Annotated in this window: 16 protein-coding genes; 9 read left to right on the top strand and 7 right to left on the bottom strand. The window is 70.9% G+C overall.

Features of this window, described 5'->3' with window-relative positions:
* Positions 1-47: 47 nt before the first annotated feature.
* The gene (locus ACX80U_RS02370) at positions 48-584 is read right to left on the bottom strand and encodes a GNAT family N-acetyltransferase (RefSeq protein ID WP_459267273.1); all 537 of its coding nucleotides are present in this window, start codon (positions 582-584) and stop codon (positions 48-50) included.
* Between the two features lie 138 nt (positions 585-722).
* On the opposite strand from ACX80U_RS02370, the gene ACX80U_RS02365 reads away from it, so the two are divergent.
* The 5 genes from ACX80U_RS02365 (at position 723) to ACX80U_RS02345 (ending at position 3198) form a co-directional block, all read left to right on the top strand.
* A complete protein-coding gene (locus ACX80U_RS02365) occupies positions 723-1130 on the top strand; it encodes a DUF1801 domain-containing protein (RefSeq protein WP_459267272.1) in 408 nt (135 codons plus the stop codon).
* Entirely contained in the window at positions 1127-1876 is a 750-nt protein-coding gene (locus ACX80U_RS02360; RefSeq protein ID WP_459267271.1) for a dienelactone hydrolase family protein, read from the top strand. The genes ACX80U_RS02365 and ACX80U_RS02360 overlap by 4 nt, the downstream gene beginning before the upstream one ends.
* Before the next feature lie 28 nt (positions 1877-1904).
* On the top strand, positions 1905-2330 hold the full coding sequence (locus ACX80U_RS02355; protein ID WP_459267270.1) for a fluoride efflux transporter FluC: 426 nt from the start codon (positions 1905-1907) through the stop codon (positions 2328-2330).
* Positions 2327-2707, top strand: coding sequence for a fluoride efflux transporter CrcB (crcB, locus tag ACX80U_RS02350; protein ID WP_133081105.1), 381 nt, complete (start codon positions 2327-2329; stop codon positions 2705-2707). The genes ACX80U_RS02355 and crcB overlap by 4 nt, the downstream gene beginning before the upstream one ends.
* Positions 2708-2895: 188 nt before the next feature.
* Positions 2896-3198: a hypothetical protein gene (locus ACX80U_RS02345; RefSeq protein ID WP_459267269.1), complete on the top strand. Its 303-nt coding sequence runs from the start codon at positions 2896-2898 to the stop codon at positions 3196-3198.
* 11 nt (positions 3199-3209) lie between these two features.
* Here ACX80U_RS02345 and ACX80U_RS02340 read toward each other — a convergent pair whose 3' ends face one another.
* The 3 genes from ACX80U_RS02340 to ACX80U_RS02330 are packed head-to-tail and all read right to left on the bottom strand — an operon-like array spanning position 3210 to position 4803.
* On the bottom strand, positions 3210-3494 hold the full coding sequence (locus ACX80U_RS02340) for a DUF6510 family protein (protein ID WP_133081103.1): 285 nt from the start codon (positions 3492-3494) through the stop codon (positions 3210-3212).
* A 2-nt stretch (positions 3495-3496) separates the two neighbouring features.
* Complete coding sequence (locus ACX80U_RS02335; protein ID WP_459267268.1) at positions 3497-4213, bottom strand: ferredoxin reductase; 717 nt, start codon at positions 4211-4213, stop codon at positions 3497-3499.
* Positions 4210-4803, bottom strand: a complete 594-nt coding sequence (locus ACX80U_RS02330) for a sulfite oxidase-like oxidoreductase (protein ID WP_459267267.1) — start codon at positions 4801-4803, stop codon at positions 4210-4212. The genes ACX80U_RS02335 and ACX80U_RS02330 overlap by 4 nt, the downstream gene beginning before the upstream one ends.
* A 117-nt stretch (positions 4804-4920) precedes the next feature.
* Between ACX80U_RS02330 and ACX80U_RS02325 the strand changes: the two genes are divergently transcribed.
* Positions 4921-6156 (top strand): MFS transporter, encoded by a 1236-nt coding sequence (locus tag ACX80U_RS02325; RefSeq protein ID WP_459267266.1) that lies wholly within the window; start codon positions 4921-4923, stop codon positions 6154-6156.
* A gap of 176 nt (positions 6157-6332) precedes the next feature.
* Here ACX80U_RS02325 and ACX80U_RS02320 read toward each other — a convergent pair whose 3' ends face one another.
* The 3 genes from ACX80U_RS02320 to ACX80U_RS02310 form a co-directional block, all read right to left on the bottom strand.
* Positions 6333-6926 carry a hypothetical protein gene (locus tag ACX80U_RS02320; protein WP_133081099.1) on the bottom strand — a complete coding sequence of 198 codons (594 nt, stop codon included), beginning with the start codon at positions 6924-6926 and terminating at the stop codon, positions 6333-6335.
* Between the two features lie 9 nt (positions 6927-6935).
* A complete protein-coding gene (locus ACX80U_RS02315) occupies positions 6936-8084 on the bottom strand; it encodes a zinc-dependent alcohol dehydrogenase (protein ID WP_459267265.1) in 1149 nt (382 codons plus the stop codon).
* Between the two features lie 104 nt (positions 8085-8188).
* Positions 8189-9100 carry a phosphatase PAP2 family protein gene (locus ACX80U_RS02310; RefSeq protein ID WP_459267264.1) on the bottom strand — a complete coding sequence of 304 codons (912 nt, stop codon included), beginning with the start codon at positions 9098-9100 and terminating at the stop codon, positions 8189-8191.
* A gap of 86 nt (positions 9101-9186) precedes the next feature.
* Here ACX80U_RS02310 and ACX80U_RS02305 point away from each other — a divergent pair, with 86 nt between their 5' ends.
* The 3 genes from ACX80U_RS02305 to ACX80U_RS02295 all read left to right on the top strand — a co-directional run bounded on the left by ACX80U_RS02305 (position 9187) and on the right by ACX80U_RS02295 (position 13340).
* Positions 9187-10251 (top strand): o-succinylbenzoate synthase, encoded by a 1065-nt coding sequence (locus tag ACX80U_RS02305; RefSeq protein WP_459267263.1) that lies wholly within the window; start codon positions 9187-9189, stop codon positions 10249-10251.
* Positions 10252-10345: 94 nt separating this feature from the next.
* Positions 10346-11149, top strand: a complete 804-nt coding sequence (locus ACX80U_RS02300) for a gamma-glutamyl-gamma-aminobutyrate hydrolase family protein (RefSeq protein WP_459267262.1) — start codon at positions 10346-10348, stop codon at positions 11147-11149.
* A gap of 130 nt (positions 11150-11279) precedes the next feature.
* Positions 11280-13340, top strand: a complete 2061-nt coding sequence (locus ACX80U_RS02295) for a PhoX family protein (RefSeq protein WP_459267261.1) — start codon at positions 11280-11282, stop codon at positions 13338-13340.
* The last annotated feature ends 55 nt before the right edge of the window (positions 13341-13395 follow it).

Here is a 13395-nt window from a genome sequence, read left to right as displayed (position 1 = left end):
CGTTGACTGATTGTGGTGGCACCGATAGTACTCCCTGTGTCCCCGGATCAGTACAGGAGGCGCTGGTACAGCGTGTGGTCCTGCCAGTCCCCGGCGATGCACAGGTAGGACGGCGCCAGGCCGATGACGGTGAACGCGGCCTTCTCCAAAACGGCGATCGACGGCGCGTTGTGCGGCAGGACCGACGCCTGGACCCGGTGCAGTCCGAGGGTGTCGCGCGCGTACCGGAGCACTTCCCCGAGGGCTGCCGAGCAGAGACCGCGGCCCTGCAGCCGCCGGTCCACCCAGTATCCGACGTGGGCGTTGAGGAAGGGTCCCCGCACGATCCCCGACAGGGTGATCGTGCCGACGATCCCGTCCCCGGCGGTGAGGACCCAGGGCACGTCGGTCCCTGCAGCCAGGCCGCCGAGCATTCCGGCGATCCGTTCCGCCTGGCCCTCCTCCGTGAAGAAGGCGTCGTCGCGGAGCGGCTCCCAGGGCTCGAGCTGCTCCCGGTTCTGCCGGTAGGCCTGCGCGAGAGCCTCGGCGTCCGACGGTTCGAGGAGCCGCAGGCCTCCTCCGGACGGCAGCGTAGGTCGTGGCACCCGGCAACTGTAGTGCAGGGCGGGGACGAGGAACCGCCACCGCTGCGAGGACTCCGCGTGGTGGCCCACGGCTCCGCCCGGGGCCGTCGCTCCGGCCTGCCCCTTCCCGCCGGCGGGCCGCACTGGCACACTGTCCGCATGGCCCCGGCACCCGAACCCCGGATCGATGACTACATCGATGCTCTGCCGCCCTGGCAGCAGGAGATCTGCCGAACGGTCCGCCGACTCGTCCACGAGGCGGACCCGGAGGTGGAGGAGACGATCAAGCGCACGCGCCAGCCGTACTTCGTGCTGCAGGGCAACGTCTGCGCGCTGCTCGCCACCAGGGACCACGTCAATGTCTTCCTCTACGACGGCGGTCTCGCCCCCGACCCCCAGGGCATCATCACGGGCGGGCACACCAACTCCACGGGACGGACCGTCGCGGTGTACGAGGACCGGCCCCTCGACGAGGACGCGCTGCGGGAGATCTTCCGGGCCATCATCGCCGACAACCGCGCAGGCGGTTGGCGGACCCTGACGAAGCGTGCAAGCCTAGGCGAATGAGCCTCCAGGACATCCCCACGGACACCGGCGCCGGCAGCATCTCCACCTACGTGGCGCGCCCCGACGGCCCGGTGCGGGGCGGGCTGGTCCTTCTCCACGAGGTCTGGGGGCTCGTCGGCCACACCCGGGACGTCGCCGACCGCTTCGCGCGGGAAGGCTACGTCGTCGTCGCCCCTGACCTCCTCGCCGACCAGGGCATCACCGAGGAGAGCACCGCCGGCATCGGTGAGGCCATCGCCGGCCCGGACGCGGAGGCTCGCAACCGGGCCCAGCCGAAGCTGCGGGCACTGCTGGCGCCGCTGCAGGACCCCGGATTCGGTGCGCTGACGACGCAGCGGGTGCAGGCCTGCTTCGAGTTCCTGCACGACGACCCCGAGGTGGCCGGACGCGTGGGGATCACCGGCTTCTGCTTCGGCGGTACGTACAGCTTCTCGCTCGCCGTCCACGAGCCGAGGCTCCTGGCATGCGTGCCCTTCTACGGCCACGCCGACTTCTCCGCCGAGGAACTGGCGCGCATCGAGGCTCCCGTCCTGGCCTTCTACGGGCAGGACGACGGCGGGCTCGTCACCGCGTTGCCGGCGCTGGAATCAGCGATGGCGGAGGCAGGCGTGGACTTCACCGCCATGGTCTACCCCGACGCGGGCCATGCCTTCTTCAACGACTCGAACCGCTTCGCCTACAGGCCCGGGCCGGCAGGGGACGCCTGGAGCCTGGCCCTGGACTTCCTCGCGCGCCACGTTGCCTGAGTCCCCGGCACGCCCGACGGAGGGGAGGGTGCCACCGCACCTCCGGCCCGCCGCCCTGGGCCTGGTCTTCCTGGGCGGTTCCGCGGGGACCCTCGCGCGCTTCGGCCTCGCCGAGACCCTGCCGGCACCGGCGGGCCTTCCGCTCCCCGTCCTCCTCATCAACCTCACGGGGGCCTTCGCCCTCGGGCTGCTCCTCGAAGTGCTCGCCCGGCGGGGCCCGGACACGGGCGGCCGCCGGGCAGCCCGACTCCTCCTCGGCACGGGCTTCCTCGGCGGCTTCACCACGTACAGCGCGCTCGCCGTCGATTCCGCGGTCCTCGTGGGCGCCGGCCGCGCCGTCGAGGGCATCGCCTACCTCGTGCTGTCCGTCCTGCTGGGACTGGCGGCGACGGCAGTGGGCATCGCCGTGGGCAGCCGGAACCGCCCACCGGGCGCGCGGGGGGCGGCGCCGTGAGCGGAGGACTCGTGCTGGTGCTCGGCGTCGCGGGCGGGCTGGGCTCGGTGGCGCGCTTCCTGCTCGACGGCGCCCTCCGCGCGCGCGTCAGCAGTACCGTCCCCGCCGGCACCATGGCCGTCAACATCAGCGGCTCCTTCCTGCTCGGGCTCCTGACCGGACTCGTCCTCGCAGCAGCCCTTCCGCCCGCGTGGACGATCGTGGGCGGTACGGGATTCCTCGGCGGCTACACCACCTTCAGCACGGCGAGCAACGAGACCGTGCGGCTGCTCCAGGCCGGCCGTGTCTGGCCCGCGGTGCTGTCGGGTGCGGGAACCGCGGCGGCGGCGCTCGCTGCAGCGGGGGCGGGACTGTCGATCGGACTGCTGGCCGCCTGAGGTGCAGCCTCGGGCGACGGCTCCCGCACGGCCCGTCCATCACGTGCGGCCCGTCCATCAGCTGTGACCCGTCCTCGCGGCCGGGCAGGCTCGAGGGCCACCCTCCACGATGCCCCTTGACACCACCGCCGGAACGGGGACGATCGATCCACAGGGTCGCACAGGCGGCCCGACAGGAGGAGGATCCCGTGGGAACGATCGACGACGAGGCAGCCCTGACGATCTCCCTGGTGGGAGACCTCGCACCCGGTACCGACGCGACGGTGCAGGTACCCGGCGAGATGCCTCCCGGGGTGCCGTTCGACCCTGCTGGGATGCCGGCCTCGACCCACCCCGGTGCCGTCGGCCTCCCGGACTACGCGGACGTCGCGGCCCTGCGCGCCGGTGACTCGGTCCAGACCTTCGTCGCGCTGCCGGACGGAGGCCCGGAGGCCGAGCTGCCGGGCTTCCTCGACTCCGGGAGCGGTGGGGGAGACGGCGGCGGGGACTGAGCGAACCGTCCTCAGCGTCGCGCGATGACGAGATGGCGGACGCCGTCGAGCGTCAGGACCTGGCGCTCCCCCTGATCCGTGAGGCACAGGAGGACCGCGGTGCAGGTGGGGCACCTCAGCACCATGCCCGGAGCCCGCGCATAGAGCAGGGCGGTCGCCAGGGGTGCGGACGATCCGCAGCCGTCGCACGTGCAGTCGGCGCTCGTGAGGTCGGCGACGAACTGCTCGAGGGCGCCCGCGAGGGCATTGCCGTCGAGGTGGTCCTGGTCCGGGGAGTGCTGCTGCTGGTCGTCCATCCCTATCCTCCGTATCGTTCGGTGCGGATGCGGCCGGCGTCGTGTCCGTCCTCCACGAGCCACGAGGCGACGGACTCGACGAATCCCGTGGAGCCGCAGATGTAGATGGCCGGATGGTCCTCGGGCGGGAAGCAGGCGGCGGTGACGGCGTCCCGCGTGAGCCGCCCGACGGGCCTGCCGTCGGGCGCGGCACGGGTGTAGGCGACGTCGATGGTGACCTGCGTGTTCTCCTGTCCGAGGACGGTGAGTTCACCGCGGTAGAACACGCTCCCGGGGTCCCGGACGGAATACAGCAGGCGCGCCGGCACCACCGAGCGGGCCTCCGCATGGGATCGGAGCATCGCCATGAGGGGGACGATGCCCGATCCTCCGGCGATGAGCTGCAGCGGGCCTCCGAGGTCCGGGGTCCACGTGAACCAGCCGCCCACGGGACCGCGGACCTCGAGCCGGTCCCCCACGGACAACTCGGTGACGAGGTAGGGGGAGACCTCCCCGTCGTCGAGCTCCTCGACCGTCAGCTCCAGCTCGTGGGGCGGGACCCATGCCGCCACCGAGTACGAGCGCACGGCCTGGTAGCCGTCCTCGGCGGTGAGCCGCAGGTCCACGTGCTGCCCGGCCACTCCTGAGACGGCGTCGGGGAAGCGGAGCCGCAGCGTACGCGCCGTCGCCGTCTCGGGCCGGGCGGCGCTGACCTCTGCCGCTTGCCAGGTCCGCCTCACCAGTAGCGATCCTCGCGCCACGGGTCCCCGTACATGGAATATCCGTTGGTCTCCCAGAAGCCCGGGAGGTCCTGGTCCATCAGCCGGATGCCGCTGACCCACTTGGCACTCTTCCAGAAGTAGAGGTGGGGTACGAGCAGCCGGGCCGGCCCGCCGTGCGCGGCAGCGAGCGGCTCGCCGTCGAACTCGTGGACGAGCCACGCCTTCCCGTCGAGGAGGTCCCCGAGCGGGATGTTCGTCGTGTAGCCGCCGTACGAGTGCACCATCGTGTGGTCGGACCCGGATTCGACGTCCTCGAACAGCGTGTCGAGGGAGACGCCGCGCCAGGCGGTACCGAACTTCGACCAGTGGGTCACGCAGTGGATGTCCGTGGTGACGTCCTCCTGGGGCAGGGCCTGCAGCTGTTCCCACGTCCACTGGTGTGTCCGGCCCTGGCCAGCCGCGATCTGGAATGTCCAGTCCGCCCGGAGCACCTGGGGTGTGGGGCCGGCGGACATGACGGGGAAGCTGTCGGTCGCGTACTGGCCCGGCGGGAGGTTCACGTCCCTGGTCCGCCGCCTGCCCGCGAAGCCTGAGGTCGGTATTGCCATGCGGTACTCCCGCCTGAGGAAGGACGCCGGTTCGGCGGTAGGAGAAACGTATGCCAGCCGCGCGGCACTGTCCAGAGCAGTCACGCGGACGCCGGAAGGGCGGACTAGGGTTGAACGGTGCCCGAGGAGACCTTCGACCTGCGCGCCATCGCCGTGGGAGCCTACGGCCCCTCGCTGCTCTACGGGGTGGCCACGGGCGCGATCCTGCCCGTCATCGCGCTGACGGCTCGCGAGCTGGGCGCCGACCTCGCGACGGCCGCCCTGGTCATCACGCTCTCCGGCATCGGATCACTGGTCACGAACGTCCCTGCAACCCTGATCGCCACGCGCTTCGGCGAGCGGAAGGCCCTGGTGGGCGCCGCCCTGTGGTGCGCGGCGGCGATGTTCCTCGCGCTCGCGGCACCCACCCTGCCGGTGTTCGCTGCTGCCGTCTTCATGGTCGGGATGGCCGGCGCCGTGTTCGGGCTCGCGCGGCAGAGCTACCTGACCGAGGCCGTGCCGCCGTACTTCCGCGCGCGGGCGCTCTCGACGCTCGGCGGTGTCACCCGCATCGGGGTCTTCGTGGGTCCCTTCGCCGCAGCCCTCGCCATGAGTACCCTCGGGCTGGACGGCGCGTACTGGGTGGGAGGAGTGGCGAGCCTCGCCGCTGCCGCCCTCAGCTGGCGTGTCCCGGAACTCGACGCACCGGCCCGGAGGCCGCTCCCTGCACAGAACGCGGTCGGAGCCGCCCTGGCACCGCCGCCGGCCCCGACGGTGCGCTCCGTCATGCGCAGCCACCGGCGGATCTTCGTCACGGTCGGCATCGGGGTGCTCCTCATCGCGGCAGTGCGGGCCACGCGCCAGGCGGTGCTGCCCCTGTGGGCGGAGAACATCGGCCTCGACGCCTCGGCGACGGCACTGATCTACGGGCTCTCGGGCGCGATCGACATGCTGATCTTCTACCCCTCGGGCAAGGTCATGGATGTCAAGGGCCGCCGGTGGATCGCCGTGCCGTGCATGCTCATCATGGGGACGGCCCTGACCCTGCTGCCCCTCACCGCGGATGCCGTGGGCCTGCTGCTCGTGGCCCTGCTCATCGGCTTCGGGAACGGGATCGGGTCCGGCATCGTCATGACGCTGGGAGCCGATCTGTCCCCGACACCGGGCCGTCCCCAGTTCCTCGGGATCTGGCGCCTGCTCACCGACGCCGGCACCATGGCCGGGCCGGCGCTGCTCTCCCTCGTGACGGCGCTGGCCACGCTCTCGGCGGGGATCTGGGTGACGGCGGCCCTCGGTTTCGTCGGTGCCGGGGTCCTCTGGTACTGGATCCCGCGCGCCGCCCCGGGGTCGGCGGAGCCGGCCTCCCGGGTCTGACCCCGGCTGTGGGGGACCAAGCCGGGGCGCGGGACGGGGAGAGCTGCTGGTCGATCGACACGTGCGGCGTCCAGACATCCGTCACCCGGGCGAGTTCGTCGTCGATGGTCGTCCTGTCGATGTCCATCGACCCGGTGTGCAGCATCGTTCACCATCCCGTGCGGTGCTCCGGGCGGTCAGCGCCTTCCGCGCCGGGCGATGGCACGCGCGGCGAGGACGACGCCTGCCGAGGCGGCGACCCACGGGCCGCCGACGATGATCGGATCCATCCACTGATGCTTGGTGTCCGCGCGTCCCGTGCCGAAGCGGGACGCGAGGCCGTGCCGGCGTCCCTCCGCCAGCACGCCCGTCTCCGTGATGGGGTTGTCGGGACGCAGCGTGGCGAAGGATGCCGCGTGGGAACCCCATGCGTCCACGCGGTCACCGAGCAGGAGCAGGAGCCAGTGCGCGGCGCGGCCCTCGCTGTACCGGTAGGCATAGCGCCGGATGCTGCCGGAGACGCCCTTCAGGGGAGCGCTCGTCCCGAAGGCCGGGGTCAGCCGGCTGTGCTCGACCGACCTCTCCCGGCCCTCTCCGCCCGGCTGCTCCTCGGGGTAGTCCCAGTGCGCCCCGGTCCCGGCCGGGTCGAACACCTCCCGCGGGAACGACGGTCGGTCCTTCGGGTCGAGGTCCGCGCCCCAGCCGGGGATCCGGGCGCGCAGTGCCTCGGGAGTGGGGATGTCCCTGGACTTGTTCGCGACATAGGGCGTGGACGGCGTGGATGACGACACGGTGATCTCCTAGCTGGGGTTCGCGATGACGAGTGTCTTGATGCAGTTGTCGAGTTTCGCCGAGAACATGTGGTAGCCCTCGGCGATGTCCTCGAGGGGTATCCGGTGCGTGACGATGTCGCTGGGCTTGAGGTAGCCGTTCTGGATGTGCTCGAACAGGCGCGGCCACTGGCGTTTCACCGGCGTCTGGTTCATGCGCAGGGTGAGGCCCTTGTTCATGGCGTCGCCGAACTTCACGGCGCTGAACAGGGGCCCGTAGGCTCCTACGACGGACACGGTGCCACCCTTGCGCACCGCATCGATGGCCCAGTTCAGGGCGACGGGGGAACCGGCCTGCAGTTTGAACTTCGAGGAGGTGACGTGCTGGAGGAAGTTGCCGTCGGCCTCCGCCCCGACGGCGTCGATGACGACGTCCGCGCCCAGGTAGTCGGTGGTCTTCTTCATCTCCACCACGATGTCGTCGTACTCGGCGAAATTGTAGGTCTCCGCGTGTGCGAAGGTGCGGGCCTTCTCGAGCCGGTACTCCAGGTGGTCGACGACGATCACGCGCCCCGCTCCCATCAGCCAGGCAGACTTCGCCGCATAGAGGCCCACGGGGCCGGCGCCGAACACCACCACGGTGTCGCCCTCGACGATGTCCCCGAGCTGCGCGCCGAAGTACCCGGTCGCCAGGGCGTCGGTGAGCAGCACGGCGTCCTCGCTGTCCAGCCAGTCGGGGATGATCGCGGGTCCGACGTCGGCGAAGGGCACACGCACGAACTCCGCCTGCCCGCCGTCGTACCCGCCGGTGGTGTGCGAGTAGCCGTAGATGCCGCCCACCGCCGTCGCGTTCGGGTTCACGTTGTGGCAGTTCGAGTACAGGCCGCGCGCGCAGAAGTAGCACGACCCGCAGTAGACGTTGAAGGGGACCATGACGCGGTCGCCGCGCGTGAGGTTCCGGACGGAGGGCCCCACCTCCTCGACGACGCCGATGAACTCGTGCCCGAACGTGGTGCCCACGCGGGTGTCCGGCATCATGCCGTGGTAGAGGTGAAGGTCCGACCCGCAGATCGCCGCGGTGGTGACCCGGACGATGGCGTCGTTCGGGTGCTCGATCCTCGGCATGGGTTTCTCCTCGACCCGGACCTTGTAGGGCCCGCGGTACACCATGGCTTTCATCGTCCGCCTCCTTCGTCGCTGGTCCGGCCAGCGTTGCACCGTCGCGGCGGCGCATCAACGGTCCGATGGCGGAGGAAAGGGGATGCGGAGGAGTCGGCGGGGTGCTACGCCTGCTGCTGTGCCGTCACCCGGGCCTGCGCCGCGAAGAGCCATCCCGCGGCGGCCGAGAGCGCGAAGCCGACGCCGACGATCCAGGCGAGCCCCCACCAGAAGAACAGGGGTACGTTCGCCGTGCCGGGTTCGGGTGCCGGCCCGATCGCCTGCACGGAGAAGTACAGGGCCGCCGACAGCGCGAGGCTCCCGAGCCCGAGCACCCAGCACGCCACGAGCCAGCTGCGGGCCGACCCCCAGTGCGCGCCGAACCCCTGCCAGTTGTTCCAGGTGTCGCCGGTCCGCATGATGATCAGCCCACCGACCAGGGTCCACGTCCCGACGACGAGGAGCGCCGCCACCACATCGGCGGGCCGGTGCCAGAGGTTGATGAAGGTGGCCGCTCCGGCGAGGACGGAGTACGACCCGCCCGCCGCTGCGGCGAAGGGACGCCAGCGCGGTGTCGCGATGACGAACACGGCCGCGGCCGCCGACGCCGCCAGCGTCGTATGCCCTGACGGTAATGAATTGAAGGCGAGCGTCGCGACGCCCCGGTCCGGCCGGTCGAACACGACGTTCTTCAGGAGCTGCGTGGTCAGGTTCGACGCCAGGATCACGGCGACGGCGATGAGTGCGGCCGCATACCTCCGACGCCTCAGGGCGACGAAGAGGATGGCGGCGGCTGCGACGATCACCGAGATGGTGGGCAGCGTGTCCAGGAAGCGTAGGAAGGGACCCTGGGTGTCCGGCGCCGCGACTCCGGCCTCGCGCCACGCGGACTCGTCGGCGAACTGGCCCGTGGTGGTGCGCACGAACGCCCAGTAGGTCCAGCCCAGCGCGCTCGCGCACGCCACGGCGGCCAGCACGAACAGCAGCGGTGAGCGTGCTGCCCGTGCCTGCCCGGTAGAGGTTCGCTGCGACGTCATCGACCCAATCGTTCCACATGATCCTGCGAGTTCCGTAACCGTCCCGTGACCTCCGGCCGGGACCGTACCTCCCGTAACCTGAGGTCGTGCGCACCCCTCCGCCTACCCCACCGCCTGCCCTGCCGACGCCTCCGACGTCGCCGCTGCCGCTGCCTGGTCCGGCGGAGGTGGCCGGGTCGGCGCGCGTGGTCTCGGTGCCCATGCGGGTGAAGTTCCGGGGCGTCCTCCAGCGTGAGGCGCTCCTGGTGCGGGGGCCGGCGGGATGGGGCGAATTCTGCCCTTTCCCCGAGTACGACGACGCCGAGTCCGCCCCGTGGCTCGCGTCCGCGATCGAGGCGGCCTGGCACGGCTTCCCCGAACCCCTCCGGACGTCGGTGCCGGTCAATGCCACGGTGCCGGCGGTCGGACCGGACGCCGTGGAAGGCGTGCTCTCCCGCTTCGGAGCGGTGGACGCCGTCAAGGTGAAGGTCGCGGAGAAGGGGCAGGATCTCGCGGCCGACGTCGCCCGCGTCGCGGAGGTGCGCAGGCTCCTCCCGGAGGCCGGGATCAAGGTGGATGCCAACGGTGGCTGGGACGTCGGGGAAGCCCTGGCCGCGCTCGACGCGCTGGCCCGCTTCGACCTGCAGTACGTGGAACAGCCCGTTCCGGACATCGCAGGCCTGCGGACCGTGCGGTTCGAACTGCGCCGCCGCGGACACCGGGTGCTGGTGGCCGCCGACGAGAGCGTCCGCCGGCAGGACGATCCGCTGCGCGTCGCCCGCGAGGACGCGGCCGACATCCTGGTCATCAAGGCCCCGCCGCTCGGCGGCGTCCGGCGTGCCCTCGACATCATCGGACGGGCGGGCCTGCCCGCCGTCATCAGTTCCGCCCTGGACACCTCCGTCGGGATCCGGGCCGGCGTGGCCCTGGCGGCCGCGCTGCCGGACCTCCCCTATGCCTGCGGCCTCGCGACGGTGTCGCTCATGGCCGGTGACGTCACCGACGCCCCCCTGGTGCCGCACCTAGGGCGGATCGGGGTACGGGAGGTCGAGGTCTCCGAGGAGAAGCTGCACAGGTTCGCCGCCGCCCCCGACAGGACGCAGTGGTGGCTGGAACGCCTGGACAGGGCCTACGCCCTCCTGGCCGACGGATCGCGGGAATCCCGCGGCTGACAGGACGACACGCGAAAATCACACGGCGGAAATACGGGCACAACACGAGCGGGCTAGGTTGGATCGTCAATGGTCTTGTGAGAGGAACAAAACCTTGACAACTTCGGACACCCTGCCGCGCCCCGTCGTCGGGCTGACGTCCTACCTCGATTCCGCCGTGACAGAGGGTTGCGGAACGATCGAGGCTGCATTCCTGCCCCAGAACTATCTCGCGCCCGTACTCGCCGCCGGCGCCATCCCGGTGCTGCTCCCTCCGCAGGGGACCGACGGCGGTGTGCTCGAGCACCTGCTGCCGAGGCTCGACGGCGTGATCGTGGTCGGCGGCTGGGACATCGATCCAGCACGCTACGGCGCCGAACCGCACGCCGAGACCGATCGTCCGCACCTCCTGCGTGACGCGTGGGACTCCGCCGTGGTGCGGGAGGCGGTCCGGACCGACCTGCCCCTGCTGGGGATCTGCCGTGGCGAGCAGATGCTCAACGTGGCGCTCGGGGGTTCACTGCACCAGCACCTGCCCGACCTCGTGGGCGAGGGGACGTACCAGCTGGGGGACCACCGCTTCAACGCCATCCCCGTGGACCTCCGCCCCGGTTCGCACGTCGCCCGGGTGATGGGCGGCACGCGCGTCGAGGCGGTGCCCGTCTCCCACCACCAGGCCGTGGACCGGCTGGGGCTCGGCCTGCAGGCTGCGGCGTGGAGCGACGACGGCGTCATCGAGGCGATCGAACTCCCGCAGAACCGTTTCTGCATCGGGGTCCAGTGGCACCCCGAACAGAGCCCCACCGAGACAGCGCTGTTCGACGCCTTCGTGCAGGCCGCCCGGGAACGGCAGCTGGGCCGGACACTCCCGCTGCATCTGGACGGAGCCTTCCAGGAGATGGGCCTGCCGGCCGGCTGAGCAGCCACCCGGGCGGGGGATGCCTGTTCGATCGCCGTTCACCCGGCGTTCACCGGCTCGCACCATGGATGTTCAGGTGCCCTCGGAAAGGTGGAGGCGAACCCGTTCGCCCCTGGAAGAGGTACCACCCATGACTGAAACCACGCGCCGCCTGCTGCCCATGCTCGGCCACACCAAGGGGAAGCGCAGTGCCGTCACCTGCGCACTCAAGTGTGACAATGCGTGTTCCGACGCCGTCTGCAACACCTCCGCCAACACCTACTTCCGGGACATCGTCTCGAGTGAGTTCTCGCGCCGGAGCGCACTCGGTGCCGGTGCCGCAGGTGCGCTGACGCTCCTCGTCGGTATGCAGACCGGAGCGGGCTCGGCCCAGGCCGCACCACCGCCCGGCAAGGGCTACCTCAAGAGCAACCTGCCGTTCGACGCCATCGCGCCCGTCGATGCCCTGGTCGACGACATGACGGTGCCGCAGGGCTACGGCTGGAAGCCGGTCATCCGCTGGGGCGATCCGCTGTTCAGCGCGTCTCCTGCATTCGACGCCGAGAACCAGACCGCCGCCGCGCAGGCGCTGCAGTTCGGGTACAACTGCGACTACACGGACATCCTCGAGGTCGAGGGCAGCAAGGGCCGCCGTGCGGTGCTCTTCGCCAACCACGAGTACACGAACGAGACCATCATGGTTCCGCCGACCCTGCCCGCCGCCGAGGTCCGCGGCATCGGCAAGGCGGCGCACGGACTGTCCGTCGTCGAGCTCGAGCGCAAGAACAAGAACAAGCCGTGGTCCTACGTCCAGGGCGCTCCGCTGAACCGCCGCTACCTGACCACCACCCCGTACGAGGTCACAGGCCCCGCCGCAGGCTCCGACCTGCTCAAGACCAAGGACGACCCCGCGGGCCGCAGCATCCTCGGCACCCTCGGCAACTGCGCCGGCGGCACCACGCCCTGGGGCACCATCCTCTCCGGCGAGGAGAACTTCAACGGCTACTTCGTGGCCACCGGCACCAGCGACGGTGACCGCCGCTACGGCATCACGAACCGCCCGACCGCACGGGGCTGGGAGATCGACGAGCCGCGCTTCGACACGCGGAACGCCGGCTACGAGAACGAGAAGCACCGCTTCGGCTACATCGTCGAGGTCGATCCCTTCGATCTGACCTCCACGCCCAAGAAGCACTCCGCGCTCGGACGCTTCAAGCACGAGGGCGCCAACGTCACCGTCGCCTCGGACGGCCGGGTGGTGGCGTACATGGGCGACGACGAGCGCTTCGACTACCTGTACAAGTTCGTCTCGAAGAACAAGGTCCAGCCCGGCACGAGCGCCGCTGCGCGCAAGGCCAACATGACGCTGCTGAGCGAGGGCTCGCTCTACGTCGCGCGCTTCCAGGGCAACTCCGTGGCCGAGATCAACGGCACCGGCACGCTGCCCTCCGACGGCGCGTTCGACGGCGTGGGCGAGTGGCTTCCGCTGCTCATCGACAACCGGTCCGTCGTGTCCGGCATGACGGCCGCCGAGGTCGCCGTCTTCACGCGCCTCGCCGCCGACAGGATGGGCGCCACGAAGATGGACCGCTGCGAGGACGTGGAGCCCAATCCGGCCACGGGCAAGGTCTATGTCGCCTGCACCAACAACACCAACCGCGGCGTCGGCTCGAACGCCCCCGCGGACGAGGCCAACCCCCGCACGCAGAACCGGGACGGCCACATCGTCGAGCTGTCGGAGGCGGGCGGCAACGCGTCCGGGACCCGGTTCACGTGGAACCTGCTCCTGGTCTGCGGCGATCCGGCCCGCAACCCGACCACCTACTTCGGGGGCTACCCGAAGGACAAGGTCTCGCCCATCTCCTGCCCGGACAACGTGGCCTTCGATTCCCAGGGCAACCTGTGGATCTCCACCGACGGCCAGCCCAGCACGGTGGGCTTCAACGACGGCCTGTTCAAGGTGGGCCTCGAGGGCGCCGAGCGTGGCCGCGTGCAGCAGTTCCTCGCGGTGCCGCGGGACGCCGAGACCTGCGGTCCGGTGATCCACGACCAGGACGGCAGCGTGTTCGTCGCTGTACAGCACCCCGGCGAGGACGGGAGCTGGGCGGCCCAGACCTCCTACTTCCCCGACTACGTACCGGCAGGTACCCGGCCGGGCAGGGGCGAGGCCGCCCTCCCGCGGCCGTCCGTGGTGCAGGTCTACCGGGCGTAGCGGCCTCACGAGCCGGCCGGGGTCCGGGCTGATCGCACGTACCGGATCCCGTCCT

The organism is Arthrobacter sp. TmT3-37 (assembly GCF_054510835.1).
This window is presented reverse-complemented; position numbering and strand designations above follow the sequence as displayed.

Excerpts from the sequence above, each read along its gene's own strand:
- ACX80U_RS02365 (WP_459267272.1), top strand. The coding sequence starts at position 723 with ATGGCCCCGGCACCCGAACCCCGGATCGATGACTACATCGATGCTCTG.
- ACX80U_RS02330 (WP_459267267.1), bottom strand. The coding sequence starts at position 4,803 with ATGGCAATACCGACCTCAGGCTTCGCGGGCAGGCGGCGGACCAGGGAC.
- ACX80U_RS02360 (WP_459267271.1), top strand. The coding sequence starts at position 1,127 with ATGAGCCTCCAGGACATCCCCACGGACACCGGCGCCGGCAGCATCTCC.
- ACX80U_RS02340 (WP_133081103.1), bottom strand. The coding sequence starts at position 3,494 with ATGGACGACCAGCAGCAGCACTCCCCGGACCAGGACCACCTCGACGGC.
- ACX80U_RS02310 (WP_459267264.1), bottom strand. The coding sequence starts at position 9,100 with ATGACGTCGCAGCGAACCTCTACCGGGCAGGCACGGGCAGCACGCTCA.
- ACX80U_RS02315 (WP_459267265.1), bottom strand. The coding sequence starts at position 8,084 with ATGAAAGCCATGGTGTACCGCGGGCCCTACAAGGTCCGGGTCGAGGAG.
- ACX80U_RS02295 (WP_459267261.1), top strand. The coding sequence starts at position 11,280 with ATGACTGAAACCACGCGCCGCCTGCTGCCCATGCTCGGCCACACCAAG.